Genomic DNA, 14,297 nt, shown 5'->3' with positions numbered 1-14,297 from the left:
CTACTCGCTGTCCCGGGAACCGACCAGCGGCATCGGCTTGTACTTGCTGCGCAGCTCCTTCAACGCCAGATCGTGAGCGTACAGGCGCTTGTCCTCGTCCGTCGTCGGCTGGAAATGCGGCACCGGCTGCGGCTTGAAATCATCGTCGATGGCCACGTACGTCATCGACGAATGCAGCGCCAACTGCAGCCCGCCGCGCCCCTTGCGGGGTTCACCCGAATGGACGTGGACGCTCATGTGCATCGACGTCGTGCCCGTGCGCAGAATACGGGCCCGGACCTCCACCAGGTCGCCGATGTGGATCGGCTTGTAGAACCGAACGCCGCCCGCGTACACCGCGATGGTCTGCCGCCCCGCCCAATTCATGGAGCACGCCGACGCAGCCTCGTCGATCCACTCCATCGCCGTGCCGCCGTGTACGTTGCCGCCCCAGTTGACGTCGGACGGCTTGGCCAGGAAACGCGTCACCAGCTCCGGGGCCGAAGACTCGGAGGTGTACGTCTGCGCGCGCATGGCGGCCTCGATGTCGCGGCGCAGCTCGAAGCGGGACAACGCGGCTTCCCGGGTGCGCTTCTCCTCGTCCGTCTGCGGCTCCCACGGCGGCACCGGGGTCGGCTTCCGGTTTTCGTCCATGGCCACGAAAATGACCAGGCAATCCGCGGCGCGGGTGAACTCGCCCTCGCGGGGGTCGCGCGACAGTACCTCGTTAATGATGTGCATCGACGTGCGGCCGGTGTACGCGATCTTCGACCGGACCTCCACGATGTGGCCGGACGGGATCGGACGGTCGAAGTGGATGTGGCCGAAATACGCGGTCACGCAGTACTGCCCCGACCAGCCGGTCGCGCAGGCGTAGGCCGCCTTGTCGATCCACTGCAGCACGCGGCCGCCGTGGACGCTGTTGGAGCCGGCCATGAGCACGTCCGTGGGGGCGGCGAGGAAACGGAGGGTCACCGAAGACGAAGGCATGACATCCACAATAATGCGGGCATGGCAAAGAAGGTCGACCCGATCGAATTGAGGGCCGCCATGGCGGCGGTGGGGGAGTGGTTGCTTGACGACGGCCAGTCGGCCACGCGCCCGGGGCGGGCGGAGCTGGCCAAGGCCGTTCGGCTGTCCGCCCGGATGCTCGCCGAAGAGGCCCCCGGGCACAGCGTGGAACTGCGCGTGCCCCCGTTCGTGGCGGTTCAGTGCATCGAAGGGCCCCGGCACACCCGAGGCACCCCGCCCAACGTCGTCGAGATGACGCCCCGGACGTGGCTGCGCATCGCCGCCGGCCTGGTCGGATTCGACGAGGCGCGCGAGCGTGAGGGGGAGGAGCCCGGCGAGTCGATGGACGTGTCGGGCACCCGCGCGGGCGAGCTGGCCGCGCATCTGCCCGTGTGCAGGTTGGGGTGAACGGCAAGGGGCGGTTTGGTCTGCGCCCCGGCGGCGCGACTATCCTGGGCGGCGTGGCCGATACCCTGAACTACGGTTCCCCCGTCCCGGCGTCATCCCAGTCACCCGCCTCCCCGCTCGACGATCTCGGGGAGCAGCCGCCCCGCGAAGAGTGCGGAGTGTTCGGCGTCTGGGCGCCCGGCGAGGACGTCTCCAAGCTCACCTATTACGGGCTGTTCGCCCTGCAGCACCGCGGCCAGGAGGCCGCCGGCATCGCGGTGGGAGACGGAGACCAGATCCTCGTCTTCAAGGATCTGGGTCTGGTGTCCCAGGTCTTCGACGAGCAGTCGCTCGACGCGCTGAAGGGGCACATCGCGGTGGGGCACACTCGATACACCACGGCCGGTTCGCCGTCGTGGGAAAACGCCCAGCCCATGTTCCGCATGGCTCCGGACGGCACCGACATCGCCCTGGGGCACAACGGCAATCTGATCAACCACGTCGCGTTGGCGGAGGAGGCCGCGGGGCACGGCCTCGTCGACCTGTCCGGCCACCTGCCCAGCGACTCCGACATCATGTGCGCCCTGCTGGCGCACGAGACCGGGCTGGTCGCCGACGAGCGTCGCGCCGACGACGGCGCCGCGCACACCGGCACGACGGTGGAGGCGGCGGCCCTGCGTCTGCTGCCGCGGCTCGAGGGCGCGTTCTGCCTGACCTTCACCGACGGCGAAACCCTGTACGCCGCACGCGACCGCCAGGGCGTGCGCCCGCTGGTGCTGGGCCGGCTGTCCAACGGTTGGGTCGTCGCGTCGGAGACCTGCGCCCTCGACATCGTCGGCGCCTCGTTCGTGCGCGAGATCGAACCGGGCGAGCTCGTGGCCATCGATGCCTCCGGCGTGCGGTCCAGCCGTTTCGCCGAAATCAAGCACAAGGGCTGCGTCTTCGAGTACGTCTACCTCGCGCGCCCCGACTCCGTCATCCGCGGTCGCTCCGTCAACGCGGTGCGCCTGGAGCTCGGCCGCCAGCTAGCGCGCGAGTTCCCGGCGGACGGTGATCTGGTCATCCCGGTTCCGGACTCCGGCACCCCCGCCGCCGTGGGCTACGCCCAGGAGTCGGGCATTCCCTTCGGCCAGGGCCTGACCAAGAACGCCTACGTCGGCCGCACCTTCATCCAGCCGTCGCAGACCATTCGCCAGCTGGGCATTCGCCTCAAACTCAACCCTCTGAAGCAGGTCATCGCCGGCAAGCGCCTGGTCGTCGTCGACGACTCCATCGTCCGCGGCAACACCCAGCGCGCGCTGATCCGCATGCTGCGGGAGGCCGGCGCGGCGGAGGTGCACGTGCGCATCGCGTCGCCGCCGGTGAAGTGGCCGTGCTTCTACGGCATCGACTTCGCCTCGCCGGGCGAGCTCATCGCCAATGGTCTGCCCGAGGGCGACCTGGTGCAGGGCATCGCCACGGCCATCGGCGCCGACACCCTCGGCTTCGTGTCCGTGGAGGGCATGACCGAGGCGTCCGAGCAGGCGCCCGCCGACCTGTGCCGCGCCTGCTTCGACGGCGTGTACCCGCTGGGCCTGCCCGCCGGGGACGCCAACGCCGAAGCCGTCGCGCGGATGCAGGCCTCCCCGGCCTGACCCGCGCCGGATACGCTGGACGGCGGATCCGACACAACATTTCCGACAACGAACCTCACCGGGAGACGTGAAGCCGACATGACCGACAACCAGAACACCGGCGCCTCCTACGCCGCGGCCGGCGTGGACATCGAGGCGGGCGACCGCGCCGTCGAGCTGTTCGCCCCGATCGCCAAGAAGGCGACGCGGCCCGAGGTGCGCGGCGGGCTCGGCGGGTTCGCCGGCCTCTTCGCCCTCGGCGACTACAAGAAGCCGCTGCTGGCCGCCGCGTCCGACGGCGTCGGCACGAAGCTGGCCGTCGCGCAGGCGATGGACAAGCACGACACCATCGGCCGCGACCTGGTGGCCATGGTCGTCGACGACCTGGTGGTCTGCGGCGCCGAGCCGTTGTTCCTGCAGGACTACATCGCCATCGGCAAGGTCGTGCCGGAGCACGTCGCCCAGATCGTCTCCGGCATCGCCGAAGGCTGCATCGAGGCGGGCTGCGCCCTGTTGGGCGGCGAGACCGCCGAGCATCCGGGCGTCATGGAGCCCGACGAGTACGACGTGTCCGCCACCGGCGTCGGCGTGGTGGAGGAGGACAAGCTCCTCGGCCCCGACCGCGTCCGCGAGGGCGACGTCATCATCGCCATGGCATCGTCCGGCCTGCACTCCAACGGCTACTCGCTGGCCCGCCACGTCCTGCTCGACAACGCCGGCCTGCCGCTCGACGAGCACATGGAGGACTTCGGCCGCACCCTCGGCGAGGAGCTGCTCGAGCCGACCCGCATCTACGCCAAGGACTGCCTGGCGCTGATGGCGGAGGCGGAGGTCCGCACCTTCTGCCACGTCACCGGCGGCGGGCTGGCCGGCAACATGGCCCGCATCATGCCGGAGGGCCTGGTCGCCGACATGGACCGCGCCACCTGGACCCCGGGCCCGATCTTCCGCACCATCGCCGAGCTGGGCCGCGTGTCCCGCGAGGAGATGGAGAAGACGTTCAACATGGGCGTCGGCATGGTCGCCGTCGTGTCCCCGGAGGACCGCGACCGCGCCCTGGCCATGCTCACCGCCCGCCACATCGACGCCTGGGAGCTCGGCGTCGTCCGCGCCGGCGAGGACGAGCGCGCCGTGCTGCGCGGCGACCACCCGCGCTTTTAGCCAGGGCCGCCGTACGACGGGGAATAAAAGGACGAGGCACAAAAGAAGGGGGCGGGCTCGGCCACATCGGCCGGGGCCCGCCCCCTTCTTTTCACGCTGTGCACGGCATGTTCACCACGGTCGGTGAAACTCCGGGTGCGTCAGCGGTCGTCGCCGCTGTTCCAATCCTCCCAGTCGGAGTAATCGGAGTAGTCATCGTAGGCGCCGTCATCATCCGACTTGCCCACGAGCTCCCGCTGGAGACGCTCCAGATCCATATCCGGAGTGTCGTACTTCAGCTGACGAGCAACCTTCGCCTGCTTTGCCTTGGCACGGCCGCGACCCATGGCCTGACCCCCTTGTTTAGGTCCGGGGCGCGGCACGGGGATTCGGCCGCCCCTCCATCATCTAATGCGTTAATTCCTGAGTGACACCATAGCCCATCTGCGGACGAAGCGTTGACGCCTATCCGCCACACCGCGCCACGGGGCGCGTGATCGGGGGTTGAATCAGGCCGTTGACCTGCGATTTAGATGAAAATGGAGAATTTTCGGCCCACGCCGCGGACGTCAGCGCCCCCGGAGCTTGTCGACGGCCGCCCGTCCCGGCCGCACCGATTCGTCCCGATCCACCGTGGACGGATCCACGGCCACCGCGACGCCGCCCGCGGCGAGATCGACGCCTTCCTGGGAGGACCGCTTCACCAGCGCCAGCGCGACGGGGCCCAGTTCGTGGTGCTCGACGACGGTGCCCACCCGGCCGACGGTGCGCTTGCCCGCGGTCACCGGGTCACCCGGCTCGGGGAGGGCGGAATCGGATCCGTCGACGTGCAGCAGCACCAGGGTGCGCGGGGGTCGACCGAGGTTGTGGACGCGGGAGACGGTTTCCTGGCCGCGGTAGCAGCCCTTGTCCAGGTGCACGGCGGGGCCGATCCACGTCGGGGCCTCGTGGGGGATCATCTTCCCGTCGATGTCCAGGCCCGGCTCGGGGTGCAGGGACACCACGCGTTCGGCCTCCCACGCCATCAGGCCCGTCGGCGTCGCGCCGGCGGAAACCAGGCGATCCCAGGCGTCGGTCAGCCCGTCGCGGGCGACGAACACGTCGCGGGCACCGGTCGCCGGCCACGTCGTGCCGCGCACCACGGTTCCGTCGTCGGACACGGCCACCGCACCGGCGCCCGGGTCCGGCAAACCCGCGGCGGCGAGCACCTTCCCGGCGTCGGGGCCGAGCACCGACACGATCGCCAGGTCCGCGAACTCGACGGTGACGTCGGAGCGGAAGATCATCATGGTCAGGAAACGGTGCAGCGACTCCGCGCCCAACGGGGAGACGTCGAGAAGCACGGAATCCTCCAGGACCGACACGCCCATGTGGTGCAGGACGCGCCCCTGCGGATCCAGGTCGAGGGCCTCGGTGGCGACGCCGGCGCCCGCATCATCGAGCTTCTGGGAAAAAAGGGTGTTCAACCACTCCAGGCGATCCGGGCCGGACACCCGGATGACGCGGAGGTGGGAACGATCCACCAGTGCGGCGCCGTCGGCGATCGCCCGCTGTTCGACCAGAGGCGAGCCGTAATGCCATGCGACGCCCGCCCGCCCACCGGGATCACCGTCCGGGACGGCGACCGCCCCGGCGACGTGATGAACGATCGGACTGAACTCATCGATGGTCACGTCGGCCATCGTAACGCGCCGCCCGGGGAATAAGCTATGGGGCATGACAGCCCCGCATCGCGACATCATCCTCGTCGACGTCCTCTCCGGCGACGCCCCCCGCGTCGCCGACGGTTCGGCGCCCTTCCTCTACCCGGATGACCTCGGCGCCGTCCGCGGCGACGGCGTCTTCGAAACACTGTTGATCAGGGATGGTCACGCCTGCAACGTCGCCCGCCACGAAGACCGGTTCCTGTCCTCGGCCGACATGCTGCAGCTGCCCGCCCCCGACCTCGACCGGTGGCGCGAAGCCTCCGCGCTGGCCGTCGCCGAATGGAACGACGGGGCGATCGACGGCGATGCGTCGATGCGGTGGGTCTACTCCCGCGGCCGCGAATCCACGGGCCTGCCGACCGGCTACATCATGGTCACCCCCGCCGCCGGCGTCGCCGCAGCCCGCGAGCGCGGCGTGCGGGTCATGCTCGCCGAACGCGGCTTCGAGCTCGACCTGGGCAACCGGGCCCCGTGGGCGCTCATCGGCGCCAAGACGCTGTCCTACGCCGCCAACATGGCCGCCCTGCGCCACGCGAAGGAGCACGGCTTCGACGACGTCATCTTCACCTCGGCGGAGGGCAACCTCCTGGAGGGGCCGACGTCGACGATCATCCTCGTCCGCGGCCGCCGGCTGCTCACCCCGAACCCCGGCGAAGGCGTGCTGCCCGGCACGACCCAGGCCGCGCTGTTCGATCTCGCCGCCGAAAAGGGCTGGGAGTGCGTGCCGTCGCAGCTCACGCCGGAAGACCTGCGCACCGCCGACGCGGTGTGGCTGGTCTCCTCCGTTCGCATCGCGGTGCGCGTGACCTCCCTCGACGGCGAAGAGCTCCCCGCGCCCGGCCCGGAAGCGGAAGCCGAGTTCAGGGAGCTCTGCGACGAAGCCCTCGCGCGTTAACCGGCCCAGCGCTTCAGCTGGGCGGACATGCGCGGGATGAACTCATCGCCGCGCAGGCGCTCGTCGACCCACCCGAGGTCGTTGTTCGGCATCAGGCCGTACAGGCGCTTGCCCGGGCCCAGCGACGCCGGTCCGGTGGCGGTGACCATCGTCGACGCCGCCTGGACCTCCCACGCGCGTTCGGTGACCGGCTTGCCGTAGTAGATCTCCACGACGCCGGTCGAGTGGGTGCACAGGAACTCGATCTCGTCGTCGTCGTTGATGCGCCAGAAACCGGTCTCGCGCAGGTCGGGGCCGATGACGTTGTCGTCCTCGTCGATCTTCCAGAACCGCGAGTCGTAGCTGAGGTAGTTCTCGCCGTCGTGGCTGAAGATGATCTGCTGGCCGAAGCGGTACTGGCCGTCGACGACGGTGTCGGCCTGGCCTTCGCCGCGCCACACGCCGACCAGCGGCAGCAGCGCCAGCAGGCCGTCGTGCAGGTTGGGGCCGTGGCGCAGGTTCGCGGTGTTCTCCGCGATCGGCAGTCCCGGCAGGTCCGCGATGTTGCGCCCGCCGGTCGACGCGGATTGCTCGGCGGCCCGGTCGATTGCCTCGTTGCCGTCGAGGCGGCGGGGAACGTCTCCCGTGTTTTCGTTGGTGTCGCTCATGCCTCCGACACTACTGCGAAGAGTCGTCGCCCCGGTCCGTCTCCCCGCCGAGTTCGGGGTCGTGCGTGGCCACGGGCAGGAAGTCCTCGGGCGAGACGGTGCGGAACAGTTCGTCGCCCTCGATGAAGACGGAGCCGCCCGAGACGTAGATGCGGGTGGGCCGCTGGCGCAGGGGCAGTTCGGCCCCGGTCAACTCCAGTTCGAAGGCGGGCAGGATCGCGTCGATGGCGTCGTCGGAAAGCTCCCGGCCCCGACGGACGTCCTTCGAATCCGGTCCCTCGGGCCCCGAGATGACCTCGACGGGGATGAACTTCGCGTCGCCCCGCACGATCCGCAGCTTGACGACGACTTCCGCGGGCGCCGACCACCCCGGGGGAGTGGCCTCGAAGATGGCCTCGGTTTCCCAGCCGCCGGCGGGCGAGATGTCCTCGTGGTTCTGGATGGCCAGGTCGGTGAAGTCGAACTGGCGGCCCAACGACAGGCCGTCGAGCTGCAGCGTCGTGTGGTAGCGCTCGGTGAAGCCGTCCTTGAAATCGCCGGACCACACCGCTGACGGGGGCACCTCGACGTCGACGGCGCCGGATTCGACGGACACCAGGCCGAAGTTGTCGATCTCCAGGTCGCGGGCGCGGACCTGGATGGAACTCCACTTGCCGGTGAAGAACGACGACGCGTAGGCGGCGCCGCCCAGCCTGACGTAGGGGTCGGCGGGCAGGTTCATTTCCTCGCGGATCCGGTTGGCCAGGTTGCGTTCCGCGTGGATGGCGAGCCCGAAATCCGCGCCAACGGCGAGCAGCGCGACGGCGCCGACGGCGGCGAAAATGCGTGTGACCGGGCGAGAAATGCTCACCCCCCATTAGTACCGCATGCGCGTCGGGCCGAGAATGCGCGGCCGTTAAGATGATCCCGGTAGGAGATCCGAGAAGAACCGAAAAGAAGCGGAGTGTGCTCCCGTGCGCCTGGCCATCGTCAGCAACGACCCCGGGGTCCGTGAGCGCGTGCCCAATCTCGGGCTGCTGAACCACGACATCATCCGGATGCCGGCCACCGAGGAATCGGCGACTCTGCTGGAGGACGTCACCGTCGCGATCATCGACGCCACCGGCCCGGATCTGGTGGCCGCGCGCGGGCTGTGCCGGCACATCGCGGGGGCGAACCCGGATCTGCCGGTGGCGGTGCTCGCGGCGGACACGGCGTTGATCGCCATCGACGGTTCGTGGGCGGTCGATGATTTCCTGTTGCCGTCGGCGACGCCGGCGGAGATCGACGCGCGCCTGCGGCTGCTGTTGTCGCGCCACCCGGTGCCGGTGACGGAGCCGGAGGAGAGCCCGGTGCTCACGCTCGGCGATCTGGTCGTCGACGAGCACACGTACACCGCGCGCCTCAACGGTGAGCCGATGAACCTGACGTTCAAGGAGTTCGAGCTCCTGCGGTTCCTCACCCGCAACGCCGGTCGCGTCTACACGCGCGAGCAGTTGCTGCAGGACGTGTGGGGCTACGACTACTACGGCGGCACGCGTACGGTGGACGTTCACGTCCGGCGTTTGCGGGCCAAGCTCGGCCATCGTCACGAGGGGCTCATCGCCACCGTCCGCAACGTCGGCTACAAGGCAGTCGAGCCCGAGGAGGACCAGCCGTGACGTTCCGCATCGAAGAAGGCGCGCCCGATCTCGCCGAGGCCCGGGCCCTGTTGTCCGCCATCGAGGCGGCCGACGGGGTCGAGCCCTTCGGAGAGGCGTTCGTTCTGGGACTGTCGGATCCTTCCGCCGGTCATCGGCACCTGCGGGTGCTTGACGACGGTTCGCTGGTCGGGTTGGCCGCCGTCGCCGACGATTCCGCCGAATTGGCCGTCGCGGTGGAGCACCGCCGCCGTGGGGCGGGCACCGCGCTGCTGCGGGCCGTCGACGAACTCGTCGGAAAGCCCCTTCCCGTGTGGGCCCATGGAGACGTGCCGGGGGCCGCGGAACTGGCGGCGTCGTCCGGGCGGCGCGTGGTGCGCGAACTGCTGCAGATGACCGCCCCCGGGCAGGCCGTGTCGGGGCTCGGCGAGGAGGAACCGCCGGCCGGGATCCGGCTCGAGGACCTGCCCGCGGCCACCGCCCGGATGGGGGAGGACGCGGTCGACGAGGCGTGGCTGGCCGTCAACAACGAAGCCTTCGACTGGCACCCCGAACAGGGCGGGTGGGACCTGGAGCGGCTGCGGCGCGGACGTTCCGTCGAGTGGTTCGACCCGGCCGGCGTGCTGTTCGCCGTCGACGAGGACACGGGGGAGATCCTCGGCTTCCACTGGACCAAGCAGCATGGCGGGGGAGTCGGCGAGGTGTACGTCATCGGGCTCGCCGATGCGGCGCGCGGCCGCGGCATCGGCGGTTGGCTGACGCGCGCGGGGATGCGCCACCTGCGGGATCGGGGCGACGATCGGGTGATCCTGTACGTGGAAGGCGACAACGAACCGGCGGTGCGGACGTACGAGCGAACGGGTTTCGAGGTGGCCCGACGCGACGTCATGTACGGAATGTGAGTGAAGTCTCCGCCCGTGGGGCGGAATTACTTGCCTAGTTCACTCATCGTTCATCTTCTGCATGTGATCCGGCAACCATCGGCCTATACCTTTCTCAGACAGCGGAGTCCGACCGGACTTCGACATCCGTGTGAGGTGCGCCGTTTTTCGGCGCGCATCGACGGATCGAAACGACAGCCCTGTCGGGCCCTTGCCCGAAACCGAGATTTTTCCCGGAGGAACCCCCGTGCTGAAGAACAACCGCCGCGCCGCCATCCTCGGCCTCACCGCCGTCGCCGGCCTGACCCTGTCCGCCTGCTCCGAGGGCGGCTCCAACGCCGAGTCTCAGGTCGAGGGCCTCACCGAGACCACCGGCGAGCTGCAGGGCGAGGGCGCCACCTCGCAGCAGCGCGCGATGGACCTGTTCGCGACCCTGTTCGAGTCCAACTCGCCGGGTTCGACCCTGTCCTACAACGCCACCGGCTCCGGCTCGGGCCAGTCGCAGTTCATCGCCAACACCGTCGCGTTCGCCGGCTCCGACTCGCCGCTGAAGGACGAGCAGATCGAGGAAGCCAAGAACCGCTGCGAGGGCAACGACGCCTGGCACCTGCCGATGGTCATCGGCCCGGTCGCCATCGCCTACAACCTCGAGGGCGTCGACGTGGCCCTGTCCCCGTCCGTGACCGCCCAGATCTTCGACGGCAAGATCACCAAGTGGAACGACCCGGCCATCGCCGAGCTCAACGAGGGCGTCGACCTGCCGGACACCGACATCTCCGTCGTGTACCGCTCGGAGGAGTCGGGCACCACCGACAACTTCATGAAGTTCCTGACCTCGGCCGCCCCGGAGGACTGGGAGCACGAGGCCTCCAAGTCCTTCCCGACCGCCACCGGCGCGGGCGCCAACGGCTCCGCCGGCGTCGTCGACCAGGTCGCCCAGATCCCGGGCGCCATCACCTACGTCGAGGCGGGCTTCGCCAAGGACAAGGACCTGGGCATCGCCAAGATGGACTTCGGTCACGGCCCGGTCGAGCTCAACGCCGACTCCGTGGGCGCCGCCCTGGACAAGGTCGCGTTCAAGGGCGAGGGCAACGACATGGTCGTCGACGCCGAAGCCCTGTTCGCCATGGACGAAGAGGGCGCCTACCCGCTCGTCCTGACCACGTACGAGATCGTCTGCTCCGCGGGCTACGACGAGACCACCCGTGACCTGGTCAAGAACTTCTTCAAGATCGTCCTGGAGGAGGGCCAGTCCGAGGAGCTCGAGGACCTGGGCTACATCCCGGTTCAGGGTGACTTCAAGCAGAAGCTCGTCGACGCCGTCGACGCCATCCAGTAGGACGCTTCGACCGCGGTGACCGGCCGATGCGCCGGTGACCGCACCCCCACAGCGACACCGCGGCCGATTGGCCCGAATCCTCCCGGGAGGGGAGGCCGAGGGTCGATCGGCCGGTGGCACGTTTGGGGAACATCACCGTCTTCACAGCTCACCAGCTAAGGAAACTCAATGACCTCTTCCACTTCCGCCTCGGGAGAACCGGCGATGGCCGAAAAGGATCGGGCCGCCGCGTCCGCCCTCGACGCGCCGCGCAATGGCTCCGGAGAAGAACCCGCCGGCGGCGAGCCGGTAGTGGCCAAGGGCGTCGTCCGCCCGGGTGACAGGATCTTCAACTTCCTGTCCGTCGGCGCCGCCTCCCTCGTCACCGTGTCGATCATCGCGATCGCCATCTTCCTTCTCCTCCGCGCGGTTCCCTCGATGCGCAACAACGAGGCGAACTTCTTCACGTACTCCGACCGCTGGAACCTGAACGACACGGCGGCGATGTACTTCGGCATCCCGAACCTGTTCCTGGTCACCGTCGCGGTGTCGGTGCTCGCGCTGCTGTTCGCCATGCCGGTCGCGCTCGGCATCGCCATCTTCCTGACCAGCTACGCGCCCAAGAAGGCCGTCAAGCCCCTGGGCTACCTCGTCGACCTGCTGGCCGCCGTGCCGTCGATCGTCTACGGCCTGTGGGGTTTCATGGCCCTCGGTCCGGCGCTGGGCGGGTTCTACAACTGGGCCGCGTCCAACCTCGGCGGCATCTTCCTGTTCACCACCTACCCGAACTCGCCGGCCTTCGAAACCGGCCGCAACCTGTTCACCGGTGGCGTGGTGCTGGCGATCATGATCCTGCCGGTCATCGCGGCCACCACCCGCGAGGTCTTCGTCCAGACGCCGCGCGGCCACATCGAGGCTTCGCTCGCCCTGGGCGCCACCCGCTGGGAGACCGTGCGCATGGCGGTCCTGCCCTTCGGCAAGTCGGGCTACATCTCGGGTTCGATGCTCGGCCTCGGACGCGCGCTCGGCGAGACCATGGCGCTGTACATGGTCATCTCCCCGTCCAACGCGTTCCGCGGCTCGTTCTTCGAGGGCGGCACGACGTTCGCCACCGCGATCGCCAACGCCGCCCCGGAGTTCAACGACGACCTCAAGGCGGGCGCCTACATGTCCGCCGGCCTGGTCCTGTTCTTCCTGACCTTCGTGGTCAACTCCGCCGCCCGAATCATCGCCAAGAAGTAGGGAGCAGACAATGGCAATCGACAATCAGGCCGTCATCGATCAGGACCCGGCCGCCAAGGTCTCGACCTCCGATTCGGCGTTCACCCCGATCAAGAACTCGCGCAAGGTCGGCGACAAGTTCGCCACCGTCATCATCTACGCCTCCATGGCGTTGGCGCTCATCCCGCTGGGCTGGGTCCTCTACGAGGTCATCACCCGCGGTTTCCCCATGATCACGTCCGCCTCGTGGTGGACCACCTCGCAGCTCGGCGTCACCGTCGGCTCCGAGTCGGGCGGCGTCGCCCACGCCATCATCGGCACCCTCGTGCAGGCGCTGGTCACCTCCATCATCACGGTGCCGTTCGGCATCTTCGTGGCCATCTACCTGGTCGAGTACGCGGGCAACTCCCGCCTGGGCAAGATCACGACCTTCATGGTCGACATCCTCTCCGGCGTGCCGTCCATCGTCGCGTCGCTGTTCATCTACTCGATGTGGGTCGTCATGTTCGGCATGTCGCGCTCGGGCTTCGCGGTGTCGCTGGCCCTGGTGCTTCTGATGCTGCCGATCGTCGTCCGCAACACCGAGGAAATGCTGCGCGTCGTGCCCAACGACCTGCGCGAGGCGTCGTACGCCCTGGGCGTGCCCAAGTGGAAGACGATCGCCAAGATCGTCCTGCCGACCGCCCTGTCCGGCATCGTCACCGGCATCATGCTGTCCATCGCCCGCGTCATGGGCGAGTCGGCCCCGATGCTGATCCTGGTCGCGACGTCGCGAATCATCACCTGGAACCCGTTCGGTCAGTCGCAGTCCTCGCTGCCGCTGTTCATGCTCGACATGTACAAGGCCGGCAACACGGGCGCCGCGTTCGACAAGATGTGGGGCGCCGCCCTGACGCTGGTGCTCATCATCGCAGTCATCAACGTCATCGCCCGCGTCATCTCCGCCAAGTTCTCCGTCAAGCAGTAGCGGCCGCCGGCCCAACACAGGAAAGAGACCACGAATCATGGCCAAGCGCCTCGATCTCAACAACGTCGACATCTACTACGGCGACTTCCACGCCGTGAAGGACGTCAACCTCCACGTCCCGCCGCGTTCCGTGACCGCCTTCATCGGCCCGTCCGGTTGCGGCAAGTCCACCGTGCTGCGTTCGCTCAACCGCATGCACGAGGTGATCCCCGGTGCGTACGTCACCGGTGAGGTTCTGCTGGACGGCGAGAACATCTACGGTCCGAAGATCGACCCGGTGTCGGTCCGCAACACCATCGGCATGGTGTTCCAGCGCCCCAACCCGTTCCCGACCATGTCCATCGAGGACAACGTCGTCGCCGGCCTGAAGCTGTCCGGCGAGAAGAACAAGAAGAAGCTCCGCGAGGTCGCCGAGAAGTCCCTGCGTTCGGCGAACCTCTGGGACGAGGTCAAGGACCGTCTGGACAAGCCGGGCGGCGGCCTCTCCGGTGGTCAGCAGCAGCGTCTGTGCATCGCCCGCGCCATCGCGGTCGAGCCGGAGGTTCTGCTCATGGACGAGCCCTGCTCGGCCCTGGACCCGATCTCCACCCTGGCGATCGAGGACCTGATCCACGAGCTGAAGGAAGACTTCACCATCGTCATCGTGACGCACAACATGCAGCAGGCCGCCCGCGTGTCCGACCAGACCGCGTTCTTCTCGCTCGAGGCGACCGGCAAGCCCGGCCAGCTCGTCGAGGTCGGCGCGACGAAGAAGATCTTCGAGAACCCGGACAAGAAGGAGACCGAGGACTACATCTCCGGTCGCTTTGGCTAAGCCGCCTTTTTTCGCTTCACGACGAACCCCGCTCCCGCCCGCAAGGTGGGGGAGCGGGGTTTTTCGTGTGGGAGTCCGACCCCGCATGCGGCATTGAAC

The 14,297-nt window shown here is 68.6% G+C and carries 15 protein-coding genes; 10 read left to right on the top strand and 5 right to left on the bottom strand.

All coding sequences use genetic code 11. The annotated features are described in order from the left end of the window. Positions 1-969: an acyl-CoA thioesterase gene (locus CFREN_RS11080; RefSeq protein WP_070523140.1), complete on the bottom strand. Its 969-nt coding sequence runs from the start codon at positions 967-969 to the stop codon at positions 1-3. Positions 970-990: 21 nt separating this feature from the next. On the opposite strand from CFREN_RS11080, the gene CFREN_RS11075 reads away from it, so the two are divergent. From CFREN_RS11075 to purM, 3 genes are all read left to right on the top strand, one after another. Continuing rightward, positions 991-1,398, top strand: a complete 408-nt coding sequence (locus CFREN_RS11075) for a sterol carrier family protein (protein WP_209651984.1) — start codon at positions 991-993, stop codon at positions 1,396-1,398. Between the two features lie 53 nt (positions 1,399-1,451). Beyond that, on the top strand, positions 1,452-3,011 hold the full coding sequence (gene purF, locus CFREN_RS11070; RefSeq protein WP_052054321.1) for an amidophosphoribosyltransferase: 1,560 nt from the start codon (positions 1,452-1,454) through the stop codon (positions 3,009-3,011). Positions 3,012-3,089: 78 nt separating this feature from the next. Continuing rightward, complete coding sequence (purM, locus tag CFREN_RS11065; RefSeq protein ID WP_035122780.1) at positions 3,090-4,151, top strand: phosphoribosylformylglycinamidine cyclo-ligase; 1,062 nt, start codon at positions 3,090-3,092, stop codon at positions 4,149-4,151. A gap of 140 nt (positions 4,152-4,291) precedes the next feature. Here the strand turns inward: purM and CFREN_RS11060 are convergent, their stop codons facing one another. Both CFREN_RS11060 and ygfZ read right to left on the bottom strand, forming a co-directional pair. Beyond that, positions 4,292-4,477: a DUF3073 domain-containing protein gene (locus CFREN_RS11060; protein WP_070523120.1), complete on the bottom strand. Its 186-nt coding sequence runs from the start codon at positions 4,475-4,477 to the stop codon at positions 4,292-4,294. Positions 4,478-4,699: 222 nt separating this feature from the next. Further along, positions 4,700-5,812 carry a CAF17-like 4Fe-4S cluster assembly/insertion protein YgfZ gene (gene ygfZ / locus CFREN_RS11055; protein ID WP_070523115.1) on the bottom strand — a complete coding sequence of 371 codons (1,113 nt, stop codon included), beginning with the start codon at positions 5,810-5,812 and terminating at the stop codon, positions 4,700-4,702. A 34-nt stretch (positions 5,813-5,846) separates the two neighbouring features. Between ygfZ and CFREN_RS11050 the strand changes: the two genes are divergently transcribed. Continuing rightward, positions 5,847-6,731 (top strand): aminodeoxychorismate lyase, encoded by an 885-nt coding sequence (locus CFREN_RS11050; RefSeq protein WP_035122772.1) that lies wholly within the window; start codon positions 5,847-5,849, stop codon positions 6,729-6,731. On the opposite strand, the gene CFREN_RS11045 is transcribed toward CFREN_RS11050, so the two are convergent. Further along, a complete protein-coding gene (locus tag CFREN_RS11045) occupies positions 6,728-7,378 on the bottom strand; it encodes a heme-binding beta-barrel domain-containing protein (RefSeq protein ID WP_035122769.1) in 651 nt (216 codons plus the stop codon). The two genes, CFREN_RS11050 and CFREN_RS11045, sit on opposite strands and share 4 nt — an antisense overlap. Before the next feature lie 10 nt (positions 7,379-7,388). Next, positions 7,389-8,228 carry an LmeA family phospholipid-binding protein gene (locus CFREN_RS11040; RefSeq protein WP_035122767.1) on the bottom strand — a complete coding sequence of 280 codons (840 nt, stop codon included), beginning with the start codon at positions 8,226-8,228 and terminating at the stop codon, positions 7,389-7,391. Between the two features lie 103 nt (positions 8,229-8,331). On the opposite strand from CFREN_RS11040, the gene CFREN_RS11035 reads away from it, so the two are divergent. The 6 genes from CFREN_RS11035 (at position 8,332) to pstB (ending at position 14,198) form a co-directional block, all read left to right on the top strand. Then, complete coding sequence (locus CFREN_RS11035) at positions 8,332-9,018, top strand: winged helix-turn-helix transcriptional regulator (protein ID WP_070523111.1); 687 nt, start codon at positions 8,332-8,334, stop codon at positions 9,016-9,018. After that, positions 9,015-9,899: a mycothiol synthase gene (mshD, locus tag CFREN_RS11030; protein WP_035122763.1), complete on the top strand. Its 885-nt coding sequence runs from the start codon at positions 9,015-9,017 to the stop codon at positions 9,897-9,899. The genes CFREN_RS11035 and mshD overlap by 4 nt, the downstream gene beginning before the upstream one ends. 226 nt (positions 9,900-10,125) lie before the next feature. Continuing rightward, positions 10,126-11,217: a phosphate ABC transporter substrate-binding protein PstS gene (pstS, locus tag CFREN_RS11025; RefSeq protein WP_209651985.1), complete on the top strand. Its 1,092-nt coding sequence runs from the start codon at positions 10,126-10,128 to the stop codon at positions 11,215-11,217. A 168-nt stretch (positions 11,218-11,385) separates the two neighbouring features. Further along, positions 11,386-12,438 (top strand): phosphate ABC transporter permease subunit PstC, encoded by a 1,053-nt coding sequence (pstC, locus tag CFREN_RS11020; protein ID WP_070523100.1) that lies wholly within the window; start codon positions 11,386-11,388, stop codon positions 12,436-12,438. 10 nt (positions 12,439-12,448) lie between these two features. Then, a complete protein-coding gene (pstA, locus tag CFREN_RS11015) occupies positions 12,449-13,384 on the top strand; it encodes a phosphate ABC transporter permease PstA (RefSeq protein ID WP_209651986.1) in 936 nt (311 codons plus the stop codon). Positions 13,385-13,421: 37 nt separating this feature from the next. Continuing rightward, on the top strand, positions 13,422-14,198 hold the full coding sequence (pstB, locus tag CFREN_RS11010; protein ID WP_070523092.1) for a phosphate ABC transporter ATP-binding protein PstB: 777 nt from the start codon (positions 13,422-13,424) through the stop codon (positions 14,196-14,198). Positions 14,199-14,297 lie beyond the last annotated feature (99 nt).

The sequence above is a fragment of the Corynebacterium freneyi genome, assembly GCF_030408835.1.
GTDB lineage: Bacteria > Actinomycetota > Actinomycetes > Mycobacteriales > Mycobacteriaceae > Corynebacterium > Corynebacterium freneyi.
The sequence above is the reverse complement of the archived record's forward strand: the minus strand, read 5'-3'. Positions and strand labels throughout refer to the sequence as shown.

Bases quoted from the DNA above. Each gene is read 5' to 3' on its own strand.
- CFREN_RS11080 (WP_070523140.1), bottom strand. From the start codon at position 969: ATGCCTTCGTCTTCGGTGACCCTCCGTTTCCTCGCCGCCCCCACGGAC.
- CFREN_RS11075 (WP_209651984.1), top strand. From the start codon at position 991: ATGGCAAAGAAGGTCGACCCGATCGAATTGAGGGCCGCCATGGCGGCG.
- purM (WP_035122780.1), top strand. From the start codon at position 3,090: ATGACCGACAACCAGAACACCGGCGCCTCCTACGCCGCGGCCGGCGTG.
- CFREN_RS11060 (WP_070523120.1), bottom strand. From the start codon at position 4,477: ATGGGTCGCGGCCGTGCCAAGGCAAAGCAGGCGAAGGTTGCTCGTCAG.
- ygfZ (WP_070523115.1), bottom strand. From the start codon at position 5,812: ATGGCCGACGTGACCATCGATGAGTTCAGTCCGATCGTTCATCACGTC.
- CFREN_RS11050 (WP_035122772.1), top strand. From the start codon at position 5,847: ATGACAGCCCCGCATCGCGACATCATCCTCGTCGACGTCCTCTCCGGC.
- CFREN_RS11045 (WP_035122769.1), bottom strand. From the start codon at position 7,378: ATGAGCGACACCAACGAAAACACGGGAGACGTTCCCCGCCGCCTCGAC.
- pstC (WP_070523100.1), top strand. From the start codon at position 11,386: ATGACCTCTTCCACTTCCGCCTCGGGAGAACCGGCGATGGCCGAAAAG.
- pstA (WP_209651986.1), top strand. From the start codon at position 12,449: ATGGCAATCGACAATCAGGCCGTCATCGATCAGGACCCGGCCGCCAAG.
- pstB (WP_070523092.1), top strand. From the start codon at position 13,422: ATGGCCAAGCGCCTCGATCTCAACAACGTCGACATCTACTACGGCGAC.